Source organism: Pantoea sp. YR525, from assembly GCF_900116775.1.
Classification (GTDB): Bacteria; Pseudomonadota; Gammaproteobacteria; order Enterobacterales; family Enterobacteriaceae; genus Pantoea; species Pantoea symbiotica.
Genome location: NZ_FPBU01000001.1, coordinates 508,175 through 533,289, shown reverse-complemented (window position 1 = coordinate 533,289; position 25,115 = coordinate 508,175). Strand labels below are relative to the sequence as shown.

At 54.4% G+C, this 25,115-nt stretch carries 28 protein-coding genes and 2 tRNA genes; 11 read left to right on the top strand and 19 right to left on the bottom strand.

Translation table 11 applies throughout. The features are described from left to right. Positions 1-270: 270 nt before the first annotated feature. On the top strand, positions 271-438 hold the full coding sequence (gene rmf, locus BM323_RS02515) for a ribosome modulation factor (protein ID WP_071531634.1): 168 nt from the start codon (positions 271-273) through the stop codon (positions 436-438). 66 nt (positions 439-504) lie between these two features. On the opposite strand, the gene fabA is transcribed toward rmf, so the two are convergent. Together fabA and BM323_RS02505 are read right to left on the bottom strand one after the other, a co-directional pair. Then, on the bottom strand, positions 505-1,023 hold the full coding sequence (fabA, locus tag BM323_RS02510) for a bifunctional 3-hydroxydecanoyl-ACP dehydratase/trans-2-decenoyl-ACP isomerase (protein WP_007887361.1): 519 nt from the start codon (positions 1,021-1,023) through the stop codon (positions 505-507). Positions 1,024-1,090: 67 nt separating this feature from the next. After that, on the bottom strand, positions 1,091-2,953 hold the full coding sequence (locus BM323_RS02505; protein ID WP_052025978.1) for an AAA family ATPase: 1,863 nt from the start codon (positions 2,951-2,953) through the stop codon (positions 1,091-1,093). Between the two features lie 53 nt (positions 2,954-3,006). Here BM323_RS02505 and matP point away from each other — a divergent pair, with 53 nt between their 5' ends. Then, positions 3,007-3,474 (top strand): macrodomain Ter protein MatP, encoded by a 468-nt coding sequence (gene matP / locus BM323_RS02500; RefSeq protein ID WP_008101445.1) that lies wholly within the window; start codon positions 3,007-3,009, stop codon positions 3,472-3,474. 73 nt (positions 3,475-3,547) lie between these two features. Here the strand turns inward: matP and ompA are convergent, their stop codons facing one another. Together ompA and sulA are read right to left on the bottom strand one after the other, a co-directional pair. Further along, positions 3,548-4,618, bottom strand: coding sequence for a porin OmpA (ompA, locus tag BM323_RS02495; protein ID WP_008101442.1), 1,071 nt, complete (start codon positions 4,616-4,618; stop codon positions 3,548-3,550). A gap of 350 nt (positions 4,619-4,968) precedes the next feature. Then, the gene (gene sulA / locus BM323_RS02490; protein ID WP_008101440.1) at positions 4,969-5,460 is read right to left on the bottom strand and encodes an SOS-induced cell division inhibitor SulA; all 492 of its coding nucleotides are present in this window, start codon (positions 5,458-5,460) and stop codon (positions 4,969-4,971) included. Positions 5,461-5,682: 222 nt separating this feature from the next. Between sulA and BM323_RS02485 the strand changes: the two genes are divergently transcribed. Next, positions 5,683-6,309, top strand: a complete 627-nt coding sequence (locus BM323_RS02485) for a TfoX/Sxy family DNA transformation protein (protein WP_036647432.1) — start codon at positions 5,683-5,685, stop codon at positions 6,307-6,309. Here BM323_RS02485 and yccS read toward each other — a convergent pair. Together yccS and BM323_RS02475 are read right to left on the bottom strand one after the other, a co-directional pair. Further along, on the bottom strand, positions 6,306-8,444 hold the full coding sequence (gene yccS / locus BM323_RS02480; protein WP_008101436.1) for a YccS family putative transporter: 2,139 nt from the start codon (positions 8,442-8,444) through the stop codon (positions 6,306-6,308). The genes BM323_RS02485 and yccS overlap by 4 nt on opposite strands. A gap of 9 nt (positions 8,445-8,453) precedes the next feature. Beyond that, entirely contained in the window at positions 8,454-8,897 is a 444-nt protein-coding gene (locus tag BM323_RS02475; protein ID WP_008101434.1) for a YccF domain-containing protein, read from the bottom strand. A 123-nt stretch (positions 8,898-9,020) separates the two neighbouring features. Between BM323_RS02475 and helD the strand changes: the two genes are divergently transcribed. Then, positions 9,021-11,075: a DNA helicase IV gene (gene helD, locus BM323_RS02470; protein WP_091003201.1), complete on the top strand. Its 2,055-nt coding sequence runs from the start codon at positions 9,021-9,023 to the stop codon at positions 11,073-11,075. A 3-nt stretch (positions 11,076-11,078) separates the two neighbouring features. Here helD and BM323_RS02465 read toward each other — a convergent pair whose 3' ends face one another. Both BM323_RS02465 and BM323_RS02460 read right to left on the bottom strand, forming a co-directional pair. Next, positions 11,079-11,540 (bottom strand): methylglyoxal synthase, encoded by a 462-nt coding sequence (locus BM323_RS02465; RefSeq protein ID WP_008101429.1) that lies wholly within the window; start codon positions 11,538-11,540, stop codon positions 11,079-11,081. A gap of 68 nt (positions 11,541-11,608) precedes the next feature. After that, positions 11,609-12,235: a YccT family protein gene (locus BM323_RS02460; protein ID WP_008101427.1), complete on the bottom strand. Its 627-nt coding sequence runs from the start codon at positions 12,233-12,235 to the stop codon at positions 11,609-11,611. Positions 12,236-12,412: 177 nt separating this feature from the next. On the opposite strand from BM323_RS02460, the gene BM323_RS02455 reads away from it, so the two are divergent. Beyond that, positions 12,413-12,826 carry a CoA-binding protein gene (locus BM323_RS02455; protein ID WP_008101424.1) on the top strand — a complete coding sequence of 138 codons (414 nt, stop codon included), beginning with the start codon at positions 12,413-12,415 and terminating at the stop codon, positions 12,824-12,826. 32 nt (positions 12,827-12,858) lie between these two features. On the opposite strand, the gene hspQ is transcribed toward BM323_RS02455, so the two are convergent. Both hspQ and rlmI read right to left on the bottom strand, forming a co-directional pair. Then, entirely contained in the window at positions 12,859-13,176 is a 318-nt protein-coding gene (gene hspQ / locus BM323_RS02450; RefSeq protein WP_008101422.1) for a heat shock protein HspQ, read from the bottom strand. A 59-nt stretch (positions 13,177-13,235) separates the two neighbouring features. Continuing rightward, positions 13,236-14,426 (bottom strand): 23S rRNA (cytosine(1962)-C(5))-methyltransferase RlmI, encoded by a 1,191-nt coding sequence (gene rlmI / locus BM323_RS02445; protein ID WP_008101420.1) that lies wholly within the window; start codon positions 14,424-14,426, stop codon positions 13,236-13,238. Positions 14,427-14,511: 85 nt separating this feature from the next. On the opposite strand from rlmI, the gene yccX reads away from it, so the two are divergent. Continuing rightward, entirely contained in the window at positions 14,512-14,790 is a 279-nt protein-coding gene (gene yccX, locus BM323_RS02440) for an acylphosphatase (protein WP_008101418.1), read from the top strand. Here the strand turns inward: yccX and tusE are convergent, their stop codons facing one another. Continuing rightward, positions 14,791-15,123 carry a sulfurtransferase TusE gene (gene tusE, locus BM323_RS02435; RefSeq protein ID WP_154181459.1) on the bottom strand — a complete coding sequence of 111 codons (333 nt, stop codon included), beginning with the start codon at positions 15,121-15,123 and terminating at the stop codon, positions 14,791-14,793. Between the two features lie 92 nt (positions 15,124-15,215). Continuing rightward, complete coding sequence (gene yccA, locus BM323_RS02430) at positions 15,216-15,869, bottom strand: FtsH protease modulator YccA (protein WP_008101414.1); 654 nt, start codon at positions 15,867-15,869, stop codon at positions 15,216-15,218. A gap of 222 nt (positions 15,870-16,091) precedes the next feature. Between yccA and BM323_RS02425 the strand changes: the two genes are divergently transcribed. From BM323_RS02425 to agp, 3 genes are all read left to right on the top strand, one after another. Then, positions 16,092-16,179 (top strand) — tRNA-Ser (locus BM323_RS02425). 36 nt (positions 16,180-16,215) lie between these two features. Further along, a tRNA-Ser gene (locus BM323_RS02420) sits at positions 16,216-16,303 on the top strand. A 257-nt stretch (positions 16,304-16,560) separates the two neighbouring features. After that, entirely contained in the window at positions 16,561-18,177 is a 1,617-nt protein-coding gene (agp, locus tag BM323_RS02415; protein WP_091003198.1) for a bifunctional glucose-1-phosphatase/inositol phosphatase, read from the top strand. A 54-nt stretch (positions 18,178-18,231) separates the two neighbouring features. Here the strand turns inward: agp and BM323_RS02410 are convergent, their stop codons facing one another. The 3 genes from BM323_RS02410 to wrbA are packed head-to-tail and all read right to left on the bottom strand — an operon-like array spanning position 18,232 to position 20,513. Then, complete coding sequence (locus BM323_RS02410) at positions 18,232-19,605, bottom strand: NAD-dependent succinate-semialdehyde dehydrogenase (RefSeq protein WP_008109425.1); 1,374 nt, start codon at positions 19,603-19,605, stop codon at positions 18,232-18,234. Between the two features lie 56 nt (positions 19,606-19,661). After that, on the bottom strand, positions 19,662-19,892 hold the full coding sequence (locus tag BM323_RS02405) for a YccJ family protein (RefSeq protein ID WP_007887329.1): 231 nt from the start codon (positions 19,890-19,892) through the stop codon (positions 19,662-19,664). Positions 19,893-19,913: 21 nt separating this feature from the next. Further along, positions 19,914-20,513, bottom strand: coding sequence for an NAD(P)H:quinone oxidoreductase (gene wrbA, locus BM323_RS02400; protein WP_008109426.1), 600 nt, complete (start codon positions 20,511-20,513; stop codon positions 19,914-19,916). Between the two features lie 297 nt (positions 20,514-20,810). Between wrbA and BM323_RS02395 the strand changes: the two genes are divergently transcribed. Both BM323_RS02395 and BM323_RS02390 read left to right on the top strand, forming a co-directional pair. After that, the gene (locus BM323_RS02395) at positions 20,811-20,975 is read left to right on the top strand and encodes a con-10 family general stress protein (protein WP_061717065.1); all 165 of its coding nucleotides are present in this window, start codon (positions 20,811-20,813) and stop codon (positions 20,973-20,975) included. Positions 20,976-21,084: 109 nt separating this feature from the next. After that, complete coding sequence (locus BM323_RS02390; protein WP_008109428.1) at positions 21,085-21,999, top strand: DMT family transporter; 915 nt, start codon at positions 21,085-21,087, stop codon at positions 21,997-21,999. On the opposite strand, the gene rutG is transcribed toward BM323_RS02390, so the two are convergent. The 4 genes from rutG to rutC are packed head-to-tail and all read right to left on the bottom strand — an operon-like array spanning position 21,996 to position 25,102. Continuing rightward, the gene (gene rutG, locus BM323_RS02385; RefSeq protein WP_008109429.1) at positions 21,996-23,321 is read right to left on the bottom strand and encodes a pyrimidine utilization transport protein G; all 1,326 of its coding nucleotides are present in this window, start codon (positions 23,319-23,321) and stop codon (positions 21,996-21,998) included. The genes BM323_RS02390 and rutG overlap by 4 nt on opposite strands. Positions 23,322-23,366: 45 nt before the next feature. Further along, complete coding sequence (gene rutF / locus BM323_RS02380; protein ID WP_008109431.1) at positions 23,367-23,888, bottom strand: NADH-dependent FMN reductase RutF; 522 nt, start codon at positions 23,886-23,888, stop codon at positions 23,367-23,369. Between the two features lie 15 nt (positions 23,889-23,903). After that, a complete protein-coding gene (rutD, locus tag BM323_RS02375; protein WP_008109432.1) occupies positions 23,904-24,707 on the bottom strand; it encodes a pyrimidine utilization protein D in 804 nt (267 codons plus the stop codon). After that, on the bottom strand, positions 24,707-25,102 hold the full coding sequence (gene rutC, locus BM323_RS02370) for a pyrimidine utilization protein C (RefSeq protein ID WP_008109435.1): 396 nt from the start codon (positions 25,100-25,102) through the stop codon (positions 24,707-24,709). The genes rutD and rutC overlap by 1 nt, the downstream gene beginning before the upstream one ends. Positions 25,103-25,115: the final 13 nt, after the last annotated feature.

Here is a 25,115-nt window from a genome sequence, read left to right as displayed (position 1 = left end):
ATTTGTTCGATGCTTATGCTAAGTCCTTGATTTGCTGTAGTGTGATCGCAGTCAAATCAGGGGCTTTTTTTATTGCCTAATCAGCCAGATAGACATTCCACTGACAATTCTACATGGCACTTTAACGTCAAAAACATGACATTGGCGTGAATTTTGCGCATTGACCTTTCTTCTGCATCGGGTTAGAACATTACTGTGGTTGAACATTATATCGCCACTCTTTCTTTCCACCCAGATTCCACCAGACCTGAAAAATGAGGGAAACGAGGCATGAAGAGACAGAAGAGAGACCGCCTGGAACGAGCACATTCACGAGGCTACCAAGCCGGGATTACAGGGCGTTCAAAAGAGATATGCCCTTATCAATTGATCGATGCACGGTCTCACTGGTTGGGAGGTTGGCGTCAAGCCATGGAGGACAGGTCAGCGGTGGCCTAGCACTGCTGGATGTCTATCATTATGGAAGAAACCTCCGCTGCGTGCGGAGGTTTTCGTTTGGAAGGATTAGAAAGCTGAAGTGTCTTTGAACAGACCCACTTTCAAATCAGTCGCAGAGTAAATCAGGTTCCCGTCAACGAAGACTTCGCCATCTGCCACGCCCATCACCAGTTTACGGTTGATCACACGCTTGAAGTGAATTTTGTAGGTCACTTTCTTCGCGGTAGGCAGGACTTGTCCAGTGAACTTCACTTCACCCACGCCCAATGCGCGGCCTTTACCTTCTGCGCCCAGCCAGCCGAGGTAGAAACCAACCAGCTGCCACATCGCATCAAGGCCAAGGCAACCCGGCATCACCGGATCGCCAATGAAGTGGCAGTCAAAGAACCACAGGTCAGGGCGGATATCCAGTTCGGCTTCTACGAAACCTTTATCGAATTTACCGCCGTCTTCGGTCATTTTGACCACGCGGTCCATCATCAACATGTTGTTGGATGGAAGCGGCGGTCCATTTTCGCCAAACAGTTCGCCGCGACCTGAGGCAACCAGGTCTTCTTTACTATAGGATTCGCGTTTATCTACCATGTTCTCAATATGCCTTCTTTTAGTGAAGCCCGAATATTAGCGAACAGTTGTACGCTGAGCAATCTTATCAGCTGTGGTTGAACCAGTTGAGCCAACGTAATGGCCATGGACGCAGGCGAGCTTCCTGCTGGTTCAACTGGGTAATACGCTCCTGAATGGTGCTAAGCAGTGATTCGCCGCTTTCACTCTGCCAGGCAATACCGGTCAGCAGCGGCAGCGCTTCATCTACGCTCTCAATGGCCCAAAGATGGAATTGTCCGGCTTTAACCGCTTCCACTACGTCCTGATTCAGACTGAGATGGCGCGCGTTACTGGCAGGGAAAATCACACCTTGCTTACCGGTCAGTTCACGTGAGTTGCAGATGTGGAAGAAGCCTTCAATTTTTTCATTCAGGCCGCCGACGGGCTGCACGTTACCAAACTGATCGACTGAACCGGTCACCGCAATCTGCTGGTTAACCGGCTGGTTAGCCAGTGCACTGATTAACGCACACAGCTCGGCCAGCGAGGCGCTGTCGCCATCCACTTCGGAATAGGATTGTTCAAACACCAGCGAAGCCGAGAAGGGTAACTGTTGCTCCAGCTCCAGCTCGGCAATCAGGTAGGCTTGCATAATCATCATGCCTTTTGCATGAATATTGCCACCTAACTCAGCTTTGCGCTCTACATCGGTGAATTCGCCATCGCCCGGATGCACCACACAGGTAATGCGTGAAGGTTCGCCCCACGGACGCGGATGACCAGGGAACTCAACCACTGAAAGGCCATTGATTTGGCCAACCACTTCGCCTTCGGTCTCAATCATGATCTGATTAAGCAGGATTTCATCGCGCATGCGATCGGCGAGGAAGCCTTCACGCCACTGGCGTGCTTCCAGTGCTTCTTTCAGCGCTTCGGCATTGATGCTGTCGCCATGCAGCGCCGTTTCCTGCAGTTGACGACGAAGCCAGCGTGGGCAAAGCGGTAAGGTGTCTTGATCACCGGTCATGCGTGCCGCTTCGGTGATCAACAATGGCCAGAAATCCGCTTCAGGCTGCGCTAATCCGGCCTGTTCAGCTTGTGTCAGCGTCCACTGACACCATGACGTCATGTCGTCTTCGTCGAGAATCTGTAAGCTCTCTTCAAATTCGCTATACAGCGCCATCTCATGAACTTCGACATCCATTTCCTGGAAGGCGGCCAGTGCATCACGATCGCCACACAGTACCAGACGCAGTTGCAGCGGTAGCGAGGGAATGGCTACGGGCAGCGGTTGGCGCTCATCCTGTGAATACCAATCGAAGCGACCTTGCTCAATGCACTTGCGTAGACGTAGCCACAACAGCGGCTGTGCCAGCAAAGTATTGACCGCAAGTATTAACGTGCCGCCATTGGCACGATGCAGTAAGCCTGGTTCAGGTTGCACACGGTCTTTATATTGACGTACACATCCGAACAGTTGCTCAGCTTCAATCCAGTCGGCGAAATGCACGCCGCCCTGGCTGGTAAACGGACGATTGATATCGGTTGGTGCGAGCAAGCTGACGTTATCGCCCATTACATGGTAGTCACCACCGTAGAGAGCAATCTCATCCGGCTGGAAACGCTGCGCTGCATCGGCGATGCAGGCCAGGTAATCGCTGTTTTCCTGACTGCGCAATAACAGCAGTGGAAAACCCAGGGTTTGATGATGCAAATGCGCCAGCGCATTCAGCAGACGCGGCTGAACCGCGGCAAGACTATCGCAATCTTCCAGTGAGACGTTCGAGAAAATGGATTGGTAGCGGTCGCTATCCGGCTGCAGGGCTTGCCACGTAATTTGAGTGCTGGTCAAAATATTCGCATTAGTCTGATTTAGGAAAAGCGCGATTATACAGGAATCAACCCGGTTAATCACGGCGGAGTTCCGGCCCGGATTGTGACGGCTGCAACATGTTTTTCCTTGCTGCATCCAGGAAAAAAGCTGTTATTCTTAGTTTGTTACGTGATCACGATGAGATTCCGATGAAATACCAGCAACTCGAAAATCTTGAAAGTGGATGGAAGTGGAAATACCTGGTGAAAAAGCATCGGGAGGGTGAACTGATCACCCGTCATCTTGAGCTTAGTGCGGCGCAAGCTGCGGTTGATACGCTGCTATCGATGGAAAATAGCCCGGTTGAGGTTAACGAGTGGATCGCTCAGCACATTCATCCTGATTTGGAGAATCGTCTCAAGCAGACGATACGTGCGCGCCGTAAGCGTCACTTTAATGCCGAGCATCAACATACGCGTAAGAAATCGATCGATTTGGAATATCTGGTGTGGCAGCGTCTGGCAGGATTGGCGCAGCGTCGCAGTAATACGCTGTCAGAAACTATCGTCCAGTTGATTGAAGATGCCGAACGCAAAGAGAAGTATGCCAGCCAGATGTCTACGCTGAAGCAAGATCTGCAGGCGATCCTCGGGAATGGTGGCTCGGAAAAAGAGTAGAATTCTTTTCGTTCTCATTACATTCAGCCATAAAAAAACCCCGCCTTAGCGGGGTTTTTTACTGCGTGATAACTTAAGCCTGTGGCTGAGTTACAACGTCTTTGATACCTTTCACGTCGATTTCAACGCGACGGTCTGGCGCCAGGCAGTCGATCAGGGCATTACGGCCTTTCACGCTGTCACAGGTGTTGCCAGTAACTGGGTTAGATTTGCCCATACCGCGTGCAGAGATCTTGTTAGAAGGGATACCTTTAGATACCAGGTAATCAACTACAGACTGAGCACGTTTCTCAGACAGTTTCTGGTTGTACTGCTCTGAACCGATGCGATCGGTGAAGCCCAGTACTACAACAGAACCGTCTTTCGGATCCATTGAGCTCAGCTGGCTGTACAGCTGATCCAGAGCCTGCTGACCTTCTGGCTTCAGAGTTGCCTTGTTGAAGGTGAACAGAACGTCAGACTTCAGAGTGAAACGCTTGGTTTCAACAACTGGCGCTGGAGCTGGAGCTGGAGCTACAACTGGCGCTGCATCTTCTTCCTGACCGAAACGGTAAGAAACGCCGACGCTCAGCATGCTGTTGTCTGGACGCGCACCAACAGTACCTGCGTCACCGATGTTGTTAACCCACTGATAGTCCAGGCGAGTCGCCCAGTTTTTGGTCAGTGCGTATTCAACACCAACAGCAGCCAGCGGAGAAACGCCGGTGTCGTGGTCGCTGATGCGGCCAGTAGTTGGGTTGGTCTGAGTAGAGTCAGCACGCCATACCATACCACCCAGACGGGTGTAGACATCGAAGTCTTCGGTGATTGGGTAGCTCAGTTTAGCAGCCAGCTGAACGCCTTGTGCTTTGAACGCGCCATTGGTCACGCTGCCTTTGTTAGGCATACGGCCTAACCAGTCGTAGCCCAGCTCGAAGCCCAGGTACGGGTTAGCCTGGTAGCCCATGAATGCACCAGCACCCAGCTGAGATTCGTGAGTTGGACCGTTGTTGTTCTCGTAACCGTTACCGTAGTAACCAGTATCGTGATACTGAGACCAGCCCAGTTTAGCACCGGTGTACCAGGTGTTATCTTTAGGTGCGGCCTGCGCTACGGTAGCGAAGCCAGCCAGTGCCACTGCAATTGCGATAGCTGTCTTTTTCATTTTTGCGCCTCGTTATCATCCAAATAGGCAATGAGCAAAAAGGTTGCTCTTTGTGTTAATCCTTCGCCGGGTCTAAACGCTCGCTTTTGACTCTACCGAAAAAACGGAGGTTATTGAGCACCCTGGCGAGCTAAAGTCTACAACGAGATTGGAAACTTACAAGTATGATGTGACGCCGGGCAGCAAAAAAACAGCGATTTATACACACATTTTAACAAATCACCTGGCTAAATCTTCGGTATTAGAAAACAAAAAAGCTTCTAAGCCATTGTCATAGCTGGCGGGAAAAGAATCAGTAGCTTAGATGCAACTTATGCAAAAAAAATGCTGAGAAAATTCCTGGAATTTACTTAATGAAACAATTCAGACGGAATTTTTGCTGAGTTAGGTTGTCTGGAAGGGGCATATTGACGTCCCTGCGGACGCAAAATCAGACCGAGTGCTTCACCTTCCGCCGCTGCTTGTTCCAATTCTAAACGCTCTTCATCACTCAATTCGTACGGAATCCAGGCAAGAACGACGCTGTAATTACCCGTACGTAATGCCTTCACCATACTTTCCACGGTGTTAAAACGCTCAGATTCGGTGATATGCATACTCTTTTCTAACGGCAATCCCGACTGCTGCATCCAGTTACGATTCAGCTTATGCGCTGGAGTGAGCCACAGCTGCCAGCGTGATTGCTCACTAAGCTGTTTTAGTACCGGCAACAGCATAAGTTGCATCATTCCAGGTTGTTCGCTGGAACGCAGTTCAGTGATTCCACCCAGCGAAGGTTGCGCTAGGCTGGATGAAGCGAAACGATTTGAACGGTCAGCAGAGCCAGAGAAATGAGTACGCATAATTTAATCACTCAGTAATGAACTGTATGGATGTACAGTAATGGCTTCCTGGATAAAGATCAACCTCAATTTCTGAAAACGCCTCGCAATTTCTGCACAAGATACCGCCCGCCTGCTTTTATTCATTGAACAGCTAAATTGTTTTTTTTATCTTCTAACCAGATGAATCTGCGAGCTTTTATAGGAAATTTCCCGCGCATGGAATCCATTGAAGGGGGCGTTATGAAGAGATATAACCCGGTAGTTGAGCAATCGAAATCGCAGTTGGCAGCATTAGGTAAAATTGAATCGCGCACGCAATTTGGTGGCTATGCACTGACTGTTGAGAAGATAATTTTTGCGTATATCAATGAGGATGCACTCTATCTTCGAGCCAGCGAGGCGCTTCACGTCTATAACGCACAGCGTTCACTGGAACCGCTGGTGTACCGTAAGCGTGGCGTGCCGGTGACACTGAGCTACTTCAAAGTGGATACGCAATTGTGGCAAAACCCTGAACAGTTATTGCAGCTGTCAGCATGTTCTCTGCGTGCCGCACAGGACGAAGCGGCTACCAGACTTGTCTCGCTGCGTTTGAAAGACCTGCCGAATTTAAGCCTGCGATTGGAGCTGATGCTGCATAAGGTAGGGATCAGTTCGGTGCAATTGCTGTGTGAAACAGGGTCGCGACAAAGCTGGCTGAAACTGCGGGCGGTGAATAAGCACATTGGGTTAAAAACGCTGTTGGCGCTGGAAGGTGCAATATCAGGACATCATGAAGCAGCGTTACCCAGCGCAATCAGGCAAGAGCTTTATACCTGGTATCTAAAAATGCTCCGCCAGCACGCGGCGGAGCATCAACCGCTTTAATCGTTGACGAGGGTACGGCGTAGACGGGCGATTTCAGGCAGCAGCGCGACTAACAAGCCCAATTGCTGAATCACTAGTGGTGCGCGTGTATCCGGGCTGTTTTTCATCTCGCTCATGCGCTGCATTAGCGCCTGCTGCATCTCAGTGGCTTGAACATCCGTAACCCGGTCGATCTGCAGCACATCCTCAATGAAGCAGACGGCGTCATCCAGTAAGGTAAGCAAGGTGCTATCCGCGAGATGTTCGCGGTGCGCTCCCAATGCGGAGATATAGCTGAGGAAGGAGTGGTTCAGGCACAGCAGTCGAAACGCATTCTCACGTAGCGGTTGTTGTAGCTTGAGTTCACCACTGATGTTTGACACCACTGACGCCAGCTCGGCATCGGCATTGTGCGCATCGCGGCGTGCCACGCGATAAGCAAGACGATTGTCCTTGCCTTGATGATATTGCTCCATAATCGCATCCAGATAGCGGCAGTTCGCGTCCAGTGTGCGATCGGCAACGGCGGTGATTTTGCGAAAACGCCAGTCTGGCCATACAAAGGCCACGGCCAGCCACGCCAGACCGCAGCCCAGTAAGGTATCCACCACGCGCGGCAGCGCCACTTCAAAACCTTCGCCGAGCAAATTGAAGCACAGCAGAACCAGCAAAGTGATAAACAAGGTGGCTTGCGCATACTGAATCTGGCGGAAGGCGAAGAACAGCACGCCGCTCAGTACAATCAGCACCAGCTGGCCTTCAATCGAGGGCACCAGCCACAAGACCGGCAGGCCGATGGCAATGCCGGCTAAGGTGCCGCCAATACGCAATGCGAGGCGTCGTCGAGTGGCGTTGTAGTTGGGTTGGCAGACAAACAGGCTGGTCAGCAAGATCCAGTAACCGCGATCGACGCCGGTGATTTTAATGAAGGCGTAGCCAACGCACAGCACCAGCGACATACGCACTGCATGGCGGAACAGGGCAGATTGCGGGCTAAGATGGCGACTGAGGCGCAAACGGATATCTGTCCACCCGCTGAGTCCTTCCCGTGACAGATGATGATCGCTCTGCGGGGACGGTTCGGCCAGCATCTGTTCTGATTCAATCGACGCCAGTTGCGCATCAATAGCACGCAGATTACGCAGCAGCCAAAACAGCGCGTGAATGTGTGGATCCTGCGGCTCATTCTGTTGAAGACGTTGCAGCGCGGTTTCCAGCCGTTCGAAGGTGCGCTCAAAGTGGCTGTCGTGATGCCACGGCTGACGCAGCAAAATGGTCTCCGCCAGCTGTCGGCAGGCGCGCGCTTGCATATTCATCAGGCGCTGGAAACGGAATAGCACTTCGTTGTAACGCCAGTTATCACGCAGCAAATGGTATTGCAGATGTGAGGAGCTGGCGCGCTCATGGATATCCTGCGCGACAAAATAGTAGTGCAAGCTGCGACGTGTGCTGCGTGAACCGCGGTCGCCACGCAGACGGGTTTGAATAGTGCTTTTAGTGAGATTTAGCTGTGCCACCAACTGGCTGTTAACCATCGCCGTGGCAACCAGCGTGGCGTCATCCTGATCGTCCCCGTCGGGATCAAACAGGTTCGCTTTGGCTTCCAGATAGCGCGCCAGCTGGGAAAAACTGCCTGCCAGCTGCTCCTGAACCGGGCGCACCGGGAACATCAAATGACCGATAAAGGTCAGCAAGTTGTACCAAAGGGCACCGATCAACAGCAGCGCGGGCTGCATCCACCATTGCGGGAATAAGCCGATGCCCAGCATGGTGTAAACCGCAATCAGCAGCGCACCGAAGGCGATGGTGGCATAACGCTGTCCCAACGCACCGAGCAAAATAAAGCCCCAGCTGGAAAGTGCCAGACCCAAACCGAATGCCCACGGATGGGGAAACAACAGTTCCACCGACACCGAAGCAATACAGAAACACACCAGCGTGATCAATAGATTGCGCACACGCCCAACCCAGCGATCGTCGAGATCCGCCAGCGCCGCAGCGACTACACCCAGCGTCAGCGGAATGGTCCACTCGATTTGGTGCAGCCACCACGGCACCGCCGCGCATCCGGTTAAGGCAAAGAAGATGCGCAGCAAATAGCGCAGGCTGCTGTTAAACAGATAACGTCGCCAGCCTGGCAAGGCGTCATGAATCATTGAACGGCCTCAGTAACGGCGACGCGCATTGGCTTCACGCGCGGCCTGTGCTTCTTCAACAGAGACCACGCGACGGCCCACCGGCCACAGCGCAATTGCGGCGATTTTGAAGTTGGCGATGCCAACTGGAATGCCGATGATAGTCAGACACTGCACGATACCGGCCGAGATATGCGCCAGACACAGCCACCAGCCAAACAGAATCAGCCAGAAGATGTTGAGGAAGGTGCCGCCGGTATTCATCACATGGCTTTTGCTGTCGGGGCGCAGCACATCGACATGCACCGCTTCGTTGCCAAAAGGCAGCAGAGACAGCTTGGTGATTTCCCAGCAGGAACGCGTCAACGGCAGCGTGAAAATCAGTACGATGCTCACCAGCGTGGCGAACAGCCAGCTGAGGGTGGTGAAGAAGCCGCCAAGAATGAAATTAAGAATATTAAGTACGGTACGCATAAACGTGTTTTTCCTTTTGCAATCCGCAATATGTGGCGCCAAGTTTAGCTCTTTTTAAGGCTGGAGCGCCAAGAGTCTGACAGGTAAACTGCGCGATATCGAATTCCACATGACGGTGCGGACATGGAACTGAAAGCAACATCAATGGGTAAACGTCTGGCACAGCATCCCTATAATCGGGTGCGCTTGCTGGCCGCCGGCGTGGAAGTCAGTGGCGATCGCCATGAATATCTGATTCCGTTTAACCAGTTGCTCAACATTGCCTGCAAGCGCGGCATGGTGTGGGGCGAACTGGAGTTCCTGCTGCCAGATGAGAAAGTGGTGCGCCTGCATGGCACCGAATGGCAGGAAACGCAGCGCTTTTTCCACTACTTGCAGCACGCCTGGCAGCAGTGGAGCCAGGAGATGAGCGAGGTGAGCGCCGAGGTGCTCGCCGCGCTGGAGCAGGAAATCCTTGCCTTTACGCAGCAGGATCGCTGGTTGAAACGCAGTGAGCTGAGCGCGGTGAAAGAGAGCATTACGCGCCAGTTTTCTGCCTTGCCGTTGCCCCTCGCGCGTATTGCCGAGTTTGACAACTGTCGTGAACGCTGGGAATTCTGCCAGCAATGGCTGGATCAGGGTGAAACGGCCATTCGCCAACGCAATCGTGAATGGACCAGCAAGATCCTCAGCGATTATCACGAATTCTTCTCCAAGGTTGAAACCACGCCGCTCAATCCATCGCAATGTGAAGCTGTAGTAAATGGCGAAGATGCGCTGCTGGTGCTGGCGGGTGCTGGCAGCGGCAAAACCTCGGTGCTGGTGGCGCGTGCGGGTTGGCTGCTGAAACGCAAACTGGCGCAACCGGATCAAATTCTGCTGCTGGCGTTTGGTCGTCAGGCGGCAGAAGAGATGAATGACCGCATTCAAACGCGTCTTGGCGAGAGCGCGATTCAGGCGCGTACCTTCCATGCGCTGGCGCTGCATATCATCCGTGAAGGCAGCAACAAACAACCGGTTATCAGCAAACTGGAGAGTGACAGCAAGGCGCGGCGACAGCTGCTGATTGAGACCTGGCGCGAGCAGTGCAACAGCAAAAAAGCGCAGGCCAGCGGCTGGCGTCAGTGGTTGCAGGATGAGTTGGAGTGGGAAATCCCCGAAGGTCCGTTTTGGCAGGATGACAAACTGGCGCAGCGTATCGCATCGCGCATGGAGCGCTGGCTGGGTTTGATGCGCATGCACGGCGGCGCGCAGGCGGCAATGATCGCGGATGTGGCAGAAGCGCAGCGCGATAACTTCAGCAAACGCGTCAAACTGATGGCGCCACTGCTTAAAGCGTGGAAAAGCGCGCTTAAAGAGGAAGGATCGGTCGATTTCTCCGGGTTGATTCATCAGGCGATTGCCATTCTGGAGAAAGGACGCTTTATCAGCCCGTGGAAGCATATTCTGGTCGATGAGTTTCAGGACATCTCACCGCAGCGAGCCGCCCTGCTGACGGCGCTGCGTCAGCAAAACAAGCGAACCAGCCTTTACGCGGTGGGCGATGACTGGCAGGCAATCTATCGCTTCAGCGGTGCCGAAATGAGTCTGACTACCGCGTTCCATCACTATTTCGGTGATGGCGATCGCTGTGTGCTGGATACCACTTATCGCTTTAACGATCGCATTGGTGAGATTGCCAATCGCTTCGTGCAGCAAAACCCGCATCAGCTGCGCAAGCCGCTAAATAGCTTGAGCAAGGGCAATAAAAAATCGGTGACTTTGCTGCCGCAGGAGCAACTGGAAGCGCTGTTCGATAAACTGAGCGGCTATGCCAAACCCGATGAGCGCGTGCTGCTGCTGGCGCGTTACCACCATTTGCGCCCCGCAATCCTCGATAAAGCCAAAACGCGCTGGCCAAAGTTAAAGCTGTATTTTATGACGATTCATGCCAGCAAAGGCCAACAGGCGGATTTCGTCATTGTGTTGGGGCTGCATCAGGGACGCGACGGTTTTCCGGCAGAAGCGCGTGAATCCATCATGGAAGAGGGTTTGCTGCCGCAGCCGGAAGATTTCCCGGATGCGGAGGAGCGTCGGCTGGCGTATGTGGCGATGACGCGCGCGCGCCAGCAGGTATGGCTAATGTTTGATAAAGATCGGCCTTCGGTATTTGTCGAACACCTGCGCGAGTTAGGTGTGCCGCAAAGCCGTCAGGCCTGATGATTAGGGTTTCAGACGTTCGGCGAGATAACGCTGATAGTCTGGAATCTGAATTTCAATCTGCTGGGCAAACTTCGGTGACTGAATAATAAAATCTGCGGTGGTGCGGTTATTGGCCACCGGGATATTCCACACTGTGGCGAGGCGCAGCAGCGCTTTGACATCCGGATCGTGCGGCACCGCATTCAGCGGATCCCAGAAGAAAATCAGCACATCAATTTTACCTTCCGAAATCAACGCGCCCACTTGCTGATCGCCGCCCATCGGGCCGCTCAGCATGGCGTTAACGTCTAATCCAGTATGACGATTAATCAGATTGCCGGTGGTGCCGGTAGCGTAAAGCACATGCTTTTGCAGCGTGCTTTGGTTGATTTGCACCCATTCAAGCAGCGAGGCTTTGCAGTGATCGTGTGCAACGAGGGCGATATGTTTCTGAACCTGAAGGGTACGAACGGTCTGCTCCATAGGGCTTCCTGTTTCTTCTCATGCATTATGTGTTAATGCAGGAGTTTACCCCTGGCGTTTCATCACTATCAACTTGTGCGTAAGGTTTTCATCCAGCTAATAAAACGCAGACGTGTGGCGGCATCAAAACGCTTGAACCACCCTTGCAAAGAGGGGAGATCGCTAACGTCCTGCCAGGCGTAATCCATATTCAACTGCGCCTCGCTCACGCTCAGCGAATGTAAGGCAAAACGCGGAACCGAAGCGGCGTGGGCATCACGATTATAATTCACCATCGCCTTTTCGAAATCGTTATCACTTTCCTTTGGCAAATGGTCGCGCAGGCTGGTGATCTCCATGCCGCGTTCATCAATCAGCTGGAAGTTGAGCGTTTTGTCGAAGGTAGTGCGTTCGCGACGATTATTGAGCGCGGGCAAGCGAATCGCCACCGAATGGGCGTTGGCGTTAAAAGTGACAATCATCGGCACGGATTGAAAGTGCGCGGCGTCAGCGCCCGGTTTTTCCACACGAAACAGAAACTGATGCTGCCCACGCTCCAGCTCAAGGCTGCCAGCACCTTTCAGCAGCGAGCCAGAGATTTTACGCCCGTCCAGCACCAGCAGTTCGATCTCGGGATCGAGCTTGAGAGTGATGGCCTGGCATGAGGCTGATACGAGCAACAGCAGTAAACCCGTAGCAGTTAAAGACAGCTTCATTTCAACTCCCGGCAGAAGGGGGTAAATCGATTATGTGTAGCAAAGTATTACATTATGGCAGTAAATTTACATTTTTACATATTTATTCGTGCTGCTGCGCAAAGTTCTCGTGCCCGGCAGTTGCAGCCTAATGCGCAATGCCATCTACACTTAAGCGAATGAACCAGGAGAAAAAAGATGAATGATCAAACGATTCGCGATGTGCTGACTAAAACCAAACGTATCGCGTTAGTGGGCGCCAGCGATCGTCCCGATCGCCCAAGCTATGGCGTGATGAAATACTTGCTCGATCAGGGATACGACGTGATTCCAGTGAGCCCTAAACTGGCAGGTCAACAACTTCTTGGTCAAACCGCTTATGCCACGCTGGCGGATGTACCCGGAAAAGTGGATATGGTGGATGTGTTTCGCAATGCCGAAGCGGCGTGGGGCGTTGCGCAGGAAGCGATTGCCATTGGTGCAGACACGTTGTGGTTACAGCTGGGCGTGATTAATGAGCAGGCGGCGGTGCTGGCGCAAGATGCGGGTATGACTGTGGTGATGGATCGCTGTCCAAAGATTGAAATTCCACGGCTGGGTATCATGCGCTAAAACAAAAACGGCGACCTGAGTCGCCGTTGTCATTAATGTCGCAGGCTGGGTGCCTGCAGCTGCTGCCGAATTGACGCGGCCAGCTCATCCATTGAAGGTTGTTCGGGATGTTCAAAGGAGGTTTCTCCCGCCAGCTGAACTTCCGCCACGTAGGTATGCACCTGATCGCCTTCTTCATCTTCCATCACCACATGATACCAGGGCGCGGCGCGCAGCGTTTCGCTGGCAGCGACATCATCAACTTCTGGCTCATCAAGCGAAAACTCCGGATCGACATCCACGATAACGCCGAGCACCCCGGAGAGACGATGTCGGACCTGCTGTCCAATTCCAAATTTAGTCGTAATCATTGTGACCTCCCAAAAGACTGCCCTGTAACCAATATGGAGGCAGGGACAGCGTTTTCAAGTCACAGCACGCGGCAGGCAAAACCTTTCAGATAAAGCCCTTCAGGATAGCTGGCGATCACTGGATGGTCGGCTGCCTGACGGAACTGCTCTATAAATTGTACATCACGGCCGGCATCAACGGCGGCATCCGCGATGATTTTCTGGAACAAATCGGTCGGCATCAGGCCAGAACAGGAGAAAGTCAGCAACACGCCGCCGGGATTCAACAGCTGAATGGCCAGCATGTTGATGTCCTTATAACCGCGACACGCGCCCATCAGCTGGTTCTTGTTCTCTACGAATTTCGGCGGATCCATCACGATCAGGTCGAACTTCTCGCCGCTGTCGCGATAACGGCGCAGCAGTTTGAACACATCATCACGCACGAACTGGGCGCGCGACACATCCAGACTATTGAGCTCAACGTTCTGTTTCGCCACGTCGAGCGCGTCTTGCGAAGTATCAACGCTGATCACTTCACTGCAGCCGCCCATCAAGGCCGAAACCGCAAATCCACCGGTGTAAGAGAAGCAGTTCAGCACGCGTGCATTCTCTGAGTAGCCACGCGTGGCAAAACGGCTGTCACGCTGATCAAGGTAATAACCGGTTTTATGGCCGCCCTGAATATCCACCAACAGCTTCATGCCGTGTTCGGTAATCGGCAGCAGCGCTGGCGGCAGTTCACCCGAAACCGGGCCTTGTGCCAGCTCCAGTCCCTCTTTTTTACGCACCGCCACGTCTGAGCGATCGTAAATAGCGCAATCCGGGAAGCATTGCTGTAAGGCTGATACGATGGCCGGACGTTGATATTCGGCACCTGCAGATAACAGCTGCAGCACCAGGAAGTTGCCGAAGCGATCGATGGTAACGCCCGGCATGCCATCGGACTCACCGGCAATCAGGCGATAGCTGTCCAGCCCGTCACGTTTTGCCAGCCAGTCACGCCACAGCTGCGCTTGCTCAAAGCGGCGCACGAAGAAGGTGATGTCGATTGACTCATCCTGTTGCCAGCTCCAGACGCGTGCGCGAATTTGTGATTGCGGAGAATACGCGGCGCGAGCCAGCCATTTGCCATTGCTGTCACAGACATCAATGGTTTCACCAGACTGGGCTTTACCTTCCATACGTGCAACGGCACCAGAGAACACCCACGGATGGCGGCGGAGCAGGGATTTTTCACGTCCCTTTGCGAGAATCAATCGAACGGTCATAGTTTGCTATGCTTACCTGAAAAAATGAGGCGCCATTTTCCGGCGGATGGCGGCAAATTGCAACGCAAGGTGATGGGAGAACGCAATGGCAACCACATGCTGCAAAATTTGGGTGCATGGCATCGTGCAGGGCGTGGGATTTCGCTACCACACGCAAGCGCAAGCCAGAGAGTTGAATCTAAACGGTTATGCGCACAATCTGGCGGACGGCAGCGTTGAAGTGCTGGCGTCCGGTGAAGCGCAGCAGGTCGATGCATTGATCAGTTGGCTAAAAGCGGGCGGGCCGCGTAGCGCGCGGGTGGACAAAGTGCTGGTGGAGCCGCATCAGCCTAGGGAAGTGCCTACACGATTCACCACCGGCTAATTACAGGCACTTGGCCGGTTTCGGCAATCCGGCAATTTTAGTCGCTTGCTTCGCCGGGCCTTCCGGGAACAGGCGGAACAGATAGCGGCTGTTGCCTTTCTCCTCGCCATACTTTTGCGCCATGGCTTTCACCAGCATGCGCACCGCCGGCGAGGTATTAAACTCCTGATAAAACGTGCGTACAAAGCGCACCACTTCCCAGTGCGCTTCACTCATTACGATCGCCTCTTGCTCCGCAATGGCGGCGGCCAGCGGTTCGCTCCAGTCAGCGCTATTTTTCAGATAGCCTTCCGCATCGGTGGCAATCTCTTTACCGGCAAAATTCACAGTCATTCCTCATTGCGTTAATCGACACATTGTAAATTCGCCCGGCCATAAAAAGCAAAAACCCCGCCGAAGCGGGGTTTGATAACGGTTACGGCATCTTAATCGCGGTTAGCGAAGCCCAGCAGGCTCAACAGGCTAACAAAGATGTTATACAGCGAGACATACAGACTCACGGTGGCGCGAATGTAGTTAGTTTCGCCGCCATGAATGATGTTGCTGGTTTCCCACAGAATGGCACCGGCAGAGAACAGAATAAACAGGGCGCTAATCGCCAGATGCAGCGCAGGCAGTTGCAGGAAGATGTTGGCAACTACCGCCACCAGCAGCACCACAAAGCCGGCCATCATCATGCCGCTCAGGAATGACATATCGCGGCGCGTGGTCAGCACATAAGCCGAACAACCGAAGAACACCAATGCGGTGCCGCCTAATGCCATGGCGATCACATCACCCATGCCCGCAGTGAGGAATGAACTGAGGATTGGGCCAAGGCAGTAACCGAGGAAACCGGTAAAGGCGAACGCGGCCAGAATACCTGCTGGGCTGTTAGCCAGTTTATGCGTCAGAAACATCAAACCATAAAAGCCCACCAGCATCAGAATCAGTCCCGGTGAAGGTAACGCAAACACGGTGCTCAGTGTTGCGGTAACCGCCGAGAAGGCCAGCGTAAAGCCAAGTAACAGATAAGTATTGCGCAGCACCTTGTGGGTGCTGACTAACGATTGCTGCGACGAGCTAAAAACTCTTTCCATCACGCGCTCCTTAAAGAGAGAAACACCAAATATGGCACGAGGATACGCAGCGCCTGAAAGACAGAAAAGGCGTTTTACCCATCTTTACGCGATAAATTGCTGTTTCGCTGAGCAGAATGGCGAAATTGACGCCGAAAAAATAGAATTTGGCTGTTTTTCAGCCGAACGATTCATTGCAGGCTTTACATCGTTATGGGGGATGTTTATAGTGCGCCTCATTGCGGAGGGGTGGCCGAGTGGCTTAAGGCAACGGTCTTGAAAACCGTCGATGGGAAACCATCCGAGAGTTCGAATCTCTCCTCCTCCGCCATTCACTCTCGCTGAGTGACGCAACAAAAAAATCCCCGGAGGGATGGCCGAGTGGCTTAAGGCAACGGTCTTGAAAACCGTCGATGGGAAACCATCCCAGAGTTCGAATCTCTGTTCCTCCGCCATATTAAAGAAGCCCGCAGAAATGCGGGCTTTTTGCTTTTCTGCGTTCACAGATTCCGAAAAACATCGCGTTGCTTTTCAATCTGCTGCCATTGCCCAACGCCACGCGCGTTTACTGCTATATTCCATGCACGGTTTTTTGCAAACATCTGGCGATTTTCCGATGCAAGCTGAGTTACACTGTGCGGTAATTCGCTCTTTGGCGGGCTAATCGTTTGAAAGCCAGAGTGTTTCACTGATGAATTATGGAATAGGCACAATGATCAAGAAACTGAGTCTTTGCGCGTTGTCAGTCATCGCTGCGCTCCCGATGGGCATGTCCGCATATGCTGCGGATGGAGATATGCAACTCCAGCAGGTGCTGATGTTAAGCCGTCATAACCTGCGTGCGCCGCTCGCCAATAACGGCAGCGTACTGGAACAATCCACCAAGAAGAGCTGGCCGCAGTGGGATGTCGCGGGCGGTGAGCTCACCACCAAAGGTGGCGTGCTGGAAGTCTACATGGGTAATTACACCCGTCAGTGGCTGGCACAGCAGGGCTTAGTCCAGAATGGTACTTGCCCGGACAGCAGCAACATCTTTGTCTACGCCAATAGCCTGCAGCGCACCGTGGCGACCGCGCAGTACTTTATCACTGGCGCTTTCCCTGGCTGTGATATCGCGGTAACGCATCAGGATGCGATGGGCACCATGGATCCTATCTTCAATCCGGTCGTCACTGACGGCAGCGATGAATTCAACAAGAAAGCGTTGGCTGCCATGACCGCCGCCAATGAAAAGCTGGCACTGAAACCTGCCTTCCAGCACCTGGAAAAAATCGTTGATTACAAATCTGCCCCGGCCTGTAACGGCAAAAAGCAGTGTGATTTGAGCAGCGGCGATAACACCTTCAGCGCGGATAACGGTAAAGAGCCAAACGTAAGCGGTCCGCTTAAAATCGGCAACTCGCTGGTGGATGCGTTTACGCTGCAATATTACGAAGGTTTCCCGGCCGATCAGGTTGCCTGGGGCCAGATCAAAACGCCTGAGCAGTGGAAAGAGCTGGCGTCGATCAAAAACGGTTATCAGGATGCGCTGTTCGCCTCTCCTGAAGTGGCGCGCGAAGTGGCCGCACCGCTGGTGGATTACATCCGCAGCCAGTTAGTCGATCAGGACAAAGCCAACGCGCCAAAAGTGACGCTAATGGTCGGTCATGATTCCAACATCGCATCCTTACTCAGCGCGCTGCAGGTTAAGCCTTATGAACTGCCGGGCAACGATGAGAAAACGCCAATTGGCGGTCAGGTAGTATTCGAACGCTGGCACGATGTGAAGAACAACAAAGATTTGTTGAAAATTGAGTACGTCTATCAAACGGCCGATCAGCTGCGCGATGCCGATGTGCTGAGCCTGAAAAATCCGCCGAAGCGCGTCACGCTGCAACTGGCAGGCTGTGAAACGGATGCCAACGGCTACTGCAGCTGGGATCAATTCACCGGCGCACTGAATGGCGCTCTGCAAGGTACGCCACTGCAGCCTGCTGCTGCACCGGCTCCGTCAGAACAGCCAGCACCAGCGGCGGCCGCACCAGCCGCAGATGATGCTAAGCAGAAAGCCGATCAGGCCGCTGCCGATAAAGCGGCTGCAGACAAAGCAGCAGCAGATAAAGCCGCAGCACAGAAGGCTGCAGACGCGAAAGCGGCTGAAGAGAAAGTGAAGGCGGATAAAGCTGCAGCGCAGAAAGCCGCCGACGAGAAAGCCAAAGCCGAGAAATCCACCGCCCAAAAAGCAGCGGATGACAAAGCCAAGGCCGATGCGGCAGCTGCACAGAAAGCACAAGCCGATGCCACGCCAGCCAAGCCAGAAGAGCCGGCCAAAGCGGCGACCAGCAACTGAGTTTGCTGAAAAAACAAAACCCCGCCGAAGCGGGGTTTTTTTATGCCTGTGAACTTAACCGGCAACCACAACCAATTTTTGGTTAGCGAACTCTTTAATACCCAAATCCGACAGCTCTCGCCCGTAACCGGAACGTTTGACGCCACCAAACGGCAGCTCTGCTGAGGTATCGCTCTGCGAATTGATGAACACCATGCCGGTTTCAATCTGCGACGCCATCTTACGGCCGCGCGCAATGTCTTTGGTCCAGACCGAACCGCCCAAGCCGTAATTTGAATCATTCGCCAGCGCCACAGCGGCACGATCGTCCGCCACCACATACACCTGCGCCACCGGGCCGAAGAACTCCTGATAGTAAGCTGGATTATCTGGCGTTAGACCGGTAAGCACCGTTGGCTGGTAATAGCAGCCGACGCCATCAATGGCACGTCCACCAAATTCCACGCGCGCGCCATTTTTTACCGCTTCATCAACCTGCTTCACTAAACGATCGCGCGCATCTTTAGAAGAGAGTGGACCGAGCGTGGTTTTCTCATCGAGCGGATCGCCCGGCGTGGCCGATTGCAGAGCCGCGCTGAATTTGGCCATAAAGGTATCGGCAATTTTCTCGTGCAGAATAAAGCGCTTGGCAGCGGTACACACCTGGCCGCAGTTGCTGAGGCGAGCTTGCGCGCCCTGACGTACCGCTTCATCGATATCGGCATCGTCCAGCACCACAAACACATCGTTACCGCCCAATTCCAGCGTCGATTTCTTCAGATGTTTACCGGCCTGTTCCGCCACGGCGCTACCGGCGCGTTCGGAACCGGTCAGCGCCACACCTTGCACACGTGGATCGGCGATCAGATCCGCAACCTGATCGGTAGAGATAAACAAATTGGTCCACGCGCCTTTTGGCGCACCGGCTTCTTCCACCAGTTTTTCAAATACATCGGCGCAGTGCGGCACAATGTTGGCGTGTTTTGCCAGTACCGGATTGCCCAGCGCCAGGTTTGGCGCCAGTACGCGCATCAGCTGATAGTAAGGGAAGTTCCACGGTTCAACCGCGACAATCACGCCAATCGGATGGTACTCAAGCCAGGCATCGCCCACATCGCTGGCGTAGGGCTGCGGCTGTAAAAATGTCGCGGCATGTTCAGCGTAGTAGCGGGCGATCTGCGAACAGATTTTCACTTCACCGCGACTTTGCCCAATTAACTTGCCCATCTCTTTACTGGCGATGGTCGCCAGTTCTTCAACACGTTGGTCGATCAGGTCGGCTAAACGATGCAGCACCTGCAAACGCGGCTGAATATCGCCTTTACTCCACGCGGAATGATAGAGCGCATCTGCGGTTTTCAGTGCCTGTTGTGCATAGGCATCATCGTGCTCGTTCCACGCTTTTAGCAGTTGGTTATTGGCTGGATTGATACTTTGATAGGCAGACATACAAGGCTCCTTGGTGATGTAAAGGTAACAAAGGCGGGACAGTGCCCGCCTATAACTCAAACGTTTTTCCGCTCGACCGTTTTGTCGTCCCAGGTCAGAACATCCTGGTCGGTCTTTTTGAAGGCGCGAATCAGCACTTCATCACTGCCTTGCTGACTCCAGATCTGCTCGGCTAAACGTTCGTCGTAGTTGGCTACCTCAAAAATGGCTTCAGCGATTTCGCGTGAAGTGTGGCGCAGTGATGCCCATTCGCCCACGTGATGCTCTTTCGACTGTTCTGTTGTCATGAAGATCTCCTGTTGTGGATTTTATCCCTGCAGCTTAACCGCCAGTCCGGCGACGTGTTGACCCTGATAACGGGCAATATCCAGTTCTTCCGCCGAAGGTTGACGTGATCCATCTCCGCCCGCCAGCGTAGTCGCGCCGTAAGGCGTTCCGCCGCGTACGTGAGAAATGTCAAAAAGTTGTTTCGTGCCATAACCGATAGGAACGATCACCATGCCGTGGTGGGCGAGGGTGGTCCAGACGGAAGTGATGGTTTGCTCCTGGCCGCCGCCGGTGCCGGTGGAGGCAAAGACGCTGGCGATTTTGCCGTACAGCGCACCCGAAGCCCACAGGCCGCCGGTGCGATCCCAGAAGTTGCGCATCTGGCCCGCCATGTTGCCGAAACGCGTGGGTGTGCCAACGATGATGGCATCGTACTGCGGCAAATCTTCCGGTTTCGCTTCAGGCGCGGCCTGATTCACTTTGCCGCCAACCTGGGCGAAACGCTCGGCATCCATGCTTTCCGGCACGCGTAATATCGTGACTTCCGCGCCACTCACGCTCTTTGCACCTTCGGCCACGGCTTGCGCCATGGTTTCAATATGTCCGTACATCGAATAATAGAGCACCAAAATCTTTGCCATAGTTTTCATCCTGCTGGGGTGATGAGTAATCAGAAGTATAGAAGAGCCTGCGCAGGCTGCTGTACAGAGGTTAAGCAGGTGCCAATAAGTGTCGGCTAACTGCTTGTAACGCGGCGGTAAATTTGGTTTTTCGCAGATAAATGAGTGAATTATCTGTTTCAAATTATGAATATCAGGCCGATCTCACCGTTGCGTTGTCTATTATTTAATCAGGCGTGCGGAATGTCCGCCGCCGTGCTTTTCACGGCAGCATCGTGATCAGCCCCTAATCTGAACGCTCAATCCCTGGAGGAAATGATGGCCGAACATCGTGGAGGATCAGGCAATTTCGCAGAGGACCGTGAAAGGGCCGCAGAAGCGGGTCGCAAAGGCGGCAAAAACAGCGGGGGTAATTTCAGAAACGACCCACAGCGCGCTTCTGTAGCCGGTGAAAAAGGGGGACGCAGCCGCGGCAAGAAATAACGCGACTGCCCGTTAATCCTCGGCCGCCGGGTTCGCCCGGCGGTAACAAGCATTGCAATTTCCCCGCTCTCTGAGCAAACTGACCGCCAACTGATTATTCTGGTGCGTTATGTCCGCTTCCTCTTCTCGTCTCAGCCTGCGTATTTCGCGTCAGGAGCTGGTGCTCATTTTTATTACCATGGTTTGGGGCGGCACCTTTTTGGTGGTACACCGCGCGATGGCGCATTCCGGTCCGTTCTTCTTTGTGGGATTACGTTTTGCCACGGCATCGCTGCTGCTGGCCTTTTTCTTCCGTCGTTATCTTAAACAGGTGACCTGGCTGGAAATTAAAGCTGGCGCGTTGATCGGGTTGTCGATTGCTGGCGGCTACGGTCTGCAAACCTGGGGTATGCAAACCATTTCCAGCAGCCAGTCGGCATTTATTACCGCGCTGTATGTGCCGGTGGTACCGCTGCTGCAGTGGTTATTCCTGCGTCGTCCGCCGGGATTAATGGCGTGGCTGGGCATTTTACTGGCATTTACCGGTTTAGTGCTGGTGGCCGGTCCACAGGATGGCAGTTTGACGCTGAATGCCGGTGAGATCGCTACCTTGCTGAGTACGCTGGCGATTGCGGCAGAGATTATCCTGATCAGCCGCTATGCCGGACAGGTTGATGTGCGCCGCGTAACGCTGATTCAGCTGATGGTGGCATCGGCCTGCGCTTTTGTTCTGATGATCCCCAATGGCGAATCGGTTCCCGCTATGTCAACGCCGCTGCTGCTGAGCGCGTTGGGTTTGGGCGCAGCCAGCGCCTTAATTCAGGTGACGATGAACTGGGCGCAACGCAGTGTTTCACCGACGCGTGCCACGGTGATTTACGCCGGTGAGCCGGTATGGGCGGGCGTGGTGGGACGTTTGGCGGGTGAGCGTTTACCTGCGGCGGCACTGTTGGGCGCGGCATTGATTGTTTGTGGCGTGATCGTCAGCGAGCTGCGTATTCGTCGCAAGAAAGCGGTGCCCGATCAGGCACCGCTCGAACCTTAAGGATGTTGCCGTGCCGCCTGGTTCGCCAGTGCGGCGCCGCGACGTTGTAAAATGGCGTTCAGGATGATGGCGCCAAAGGTTGCAGTGCCAATGCCGCCAATGGTGAAGCTGCCAATCTTCAGAGCAAAATCACCTGCGCCCAGCACCAGCGTGGTCGCTACCATGATCAAATTGCCATTCTGATTGAAATCCACGTGGTTCTGCACCCAAATGCGTGCACCTGCCACCGCAATCAAACCAAACACCACAATCGATGCACCACCAATCACCGGACCGGGAATGGTGTGAATCAGCGCGCCAAATTTCGGTGAGAAGCCGAGGACCAAAGCGATCGCTGCGGCGGCCACGAAGGCCAGCGTGGAATAGACTTTGGTTACCGCCATCACGCCAATATTTTCCGCGTAGGTGGTGACGCCGCTGCCGCCGATTGAGCCCGACAGCATGGTTGCCAGGCCATCGCCAACAAAGGCGCGGCCCATCCAGGGATCAAGGTTACGTCCGGTCATACCTGCTACGGCTTTAATGTGCCCGAGGTTTTCCGCCACCAGAATGATCGCCACAGGCGCAATCATCACGATGGCCTGCATATCAAAGATCGGTGCGGTGGTGTGCGGCAGACCAAACCACGGCGCGCTGGCAAGGCCGCTGAAATCCACCGGTTTGCCAAAGCCCATCACGTTGGTCAGCAGCGCGTAGATCGCCCACGCGACAATCAGGCCGACCAGAATCAGCAGGCGCTGGATCATACCGCGCGTGAACACCGCCACCAGACCAATGCACAGCACCGTCATCACCGCCATCCAGCTGTCGAACATCGAGCCGGAAACGCCGTGCACCGCAATCGGTGCCAGGTTCAGACCAATTGCCATCACCACTGCGCCCGTGACCACCGGCGGCATCAGATGCTCAATCCAGCCGGTGCCGACTTTCATCACGATCAGGCCAATCACGGTATAAAGCGCGCCGCAGGCGATAACGCCGCCCAGCGCCAGCGCCAGATTGGGGTTGAGTCCCTGGCCGTTAAAGCCGGTTACCGCAATGATTACGCCGACAAACGCCGCGCTGGATCCGAGATAGCTGGGTACGCGTCCGCCGGTGATCAGGAAGAACAGCAGCGTACCGATGCCCGAAACCAGAATCGCCAGATTGGGATCCAGTCCCATCAGCAACGGCATCAGCACCGTTGCGCCAAACATTGCCACAGCATGCTGCAGGCCAAGAACGACCGTCTGCGCAAACGGCAGCGTTTCGTCCGGCGCAATCAGCCCATCATCGGTCAAGGCTGACTTTTTCTGCCAGCGGGGGAACCAGGAACTCGCCATCGTCATCTCCAGGGTGTCAGTGAAAGCGGGCCGCACAATGCGGCGTTAGCGGGCGTCCTGCCGTAAAAGGTGATGATAGCCACGGTCAAACCATGCCAGACCGTGGGTTTCATCATTGCGTACCAGCGCCTGCACTTCACAAAACAGAATGTCGTGCGTGCCCACGCTGACCACTTGCGCCACTTTGCAATCAAACGACACCAGCGCGCCGTCTAACAGCGGTGAACCGCTGGCCAGCGTGTGCCAGTCAGCGGCGGCAAAGCGTTCTGCCATTGGCGTTTTGCCGCCAAACAGCGTCGAGAGTTCTTCATGCCCAGCGGCAAGTGTGTTGACGCACAGATAACCGTTGTCGCGGAAAATCGGCCACACCGACGCTGAGCGATTAAGACAAACCAACAGCGTCGGCGGCGAATCGGTCACGCTGCACACCGCCGAGGCGGTAAAACCGGCACGTCCGGCGGGGCCGGCGGTGGTGATGATATTTACCGCTGCGCCTAAGCACGCCATCGCGTTGCGAAATGCATCGCGTTCTACAGCGGGTAAAACCGGCAGTTCATGCACGCTCATTGGCTGCTCCTGTGATTAGCTGGCTGCACGCTGAGCAGGCGCAGCCGTGTCGGCCAGCCAGCGCAGCAGCAGCGCATTAAAGTTGTCGGCATCGGTAACGCTCATCGCGTGTCCGCCCCAGGCCATCTCAATCAGGCTGCCGTTGGGCAGCGCCTGCGCCAGCTGCGGTGAGCAGCTCCACGGCACCAGCAGATCGTCCTGGCTGCAAATCGCTAATACCGGCTGGATAATGTGCGCCACCTGTGGACGGAAATCCGCGCTTTTCAGCGCATGCAGGCGGCGAAGCAAGTTTTCCATGCCCTGAAAATGGGCGACATGGAGGGCATCTTCCGCGTTAATGCGCTCCTGATTGCGCGCCAGCCATTCAGCGGGATAGAGGAACAGCGGCTGCGCACGCACAAAGGCTTCGACGCCGACGTTCATCAGCAGATCCTGACGCACCTGGAAGCAGCGCTGCGTGTGCGCATCCAGCGAAAGCCAGCCGTTGATCACCACCACGCGGCCCACGCGCTGCGGGAAGTCCAGCGCCAGTTGCAGGCCGATTAAGCCGCCCAGCGCATGGCCGATAATGTCGTAATGCTGGATGCCGTGCTGTTCCAGCGCCTCCGCCAGTTCCGCCGCCATCATCGTCATGTTGTAGCCGTCCGGCAGCGTATCTGCGCTGCGGCCGGTGCCGCGCTGATCGTAGGTCACCACGCGATAATGCGGCGTCAGCGCCGCCAGCTGCGGCTGCCAGAAACCGGCGACGCCGCCTAAACCAGAGGCGAGCACCAGCGTCGGCGCATCTTCAGCGGTTAAACCCTGAATCTCCAGATGCATCACGCCTCCTGTTTGCCGATATGCGCAACGGTGGCGATTTCAATCAGCGCATCCGGTTTCACTAAGCCGCACTGGATGCAGAAGCGTGCCGGTTTATCGCCGGGGAAGTACTCGGCGTAGATCTGGTTAATCGCCGCGTAGTTGCTCCAGTCGGTGAGAAAAATCGAGTTGAAGGTCACGTCGTCCATGGTGCCGCCAGCGGTTTCGATCACCTTTTTGATGGTCTCCAGCACGTGACGCGTTTGCGCGGCAGCATCACCGACGTGCACCACGTTGTTGTTGGCATCAAACGGCAAGGTGCCGGAGACATACACAATGCCGTCAGCTAAGGTGCCGGGCACGAATGGCGCGATTGGCGTACCGCTGCCGGGCGGAATAATCACACTTTTAGGCATGGTGAAATCCTCT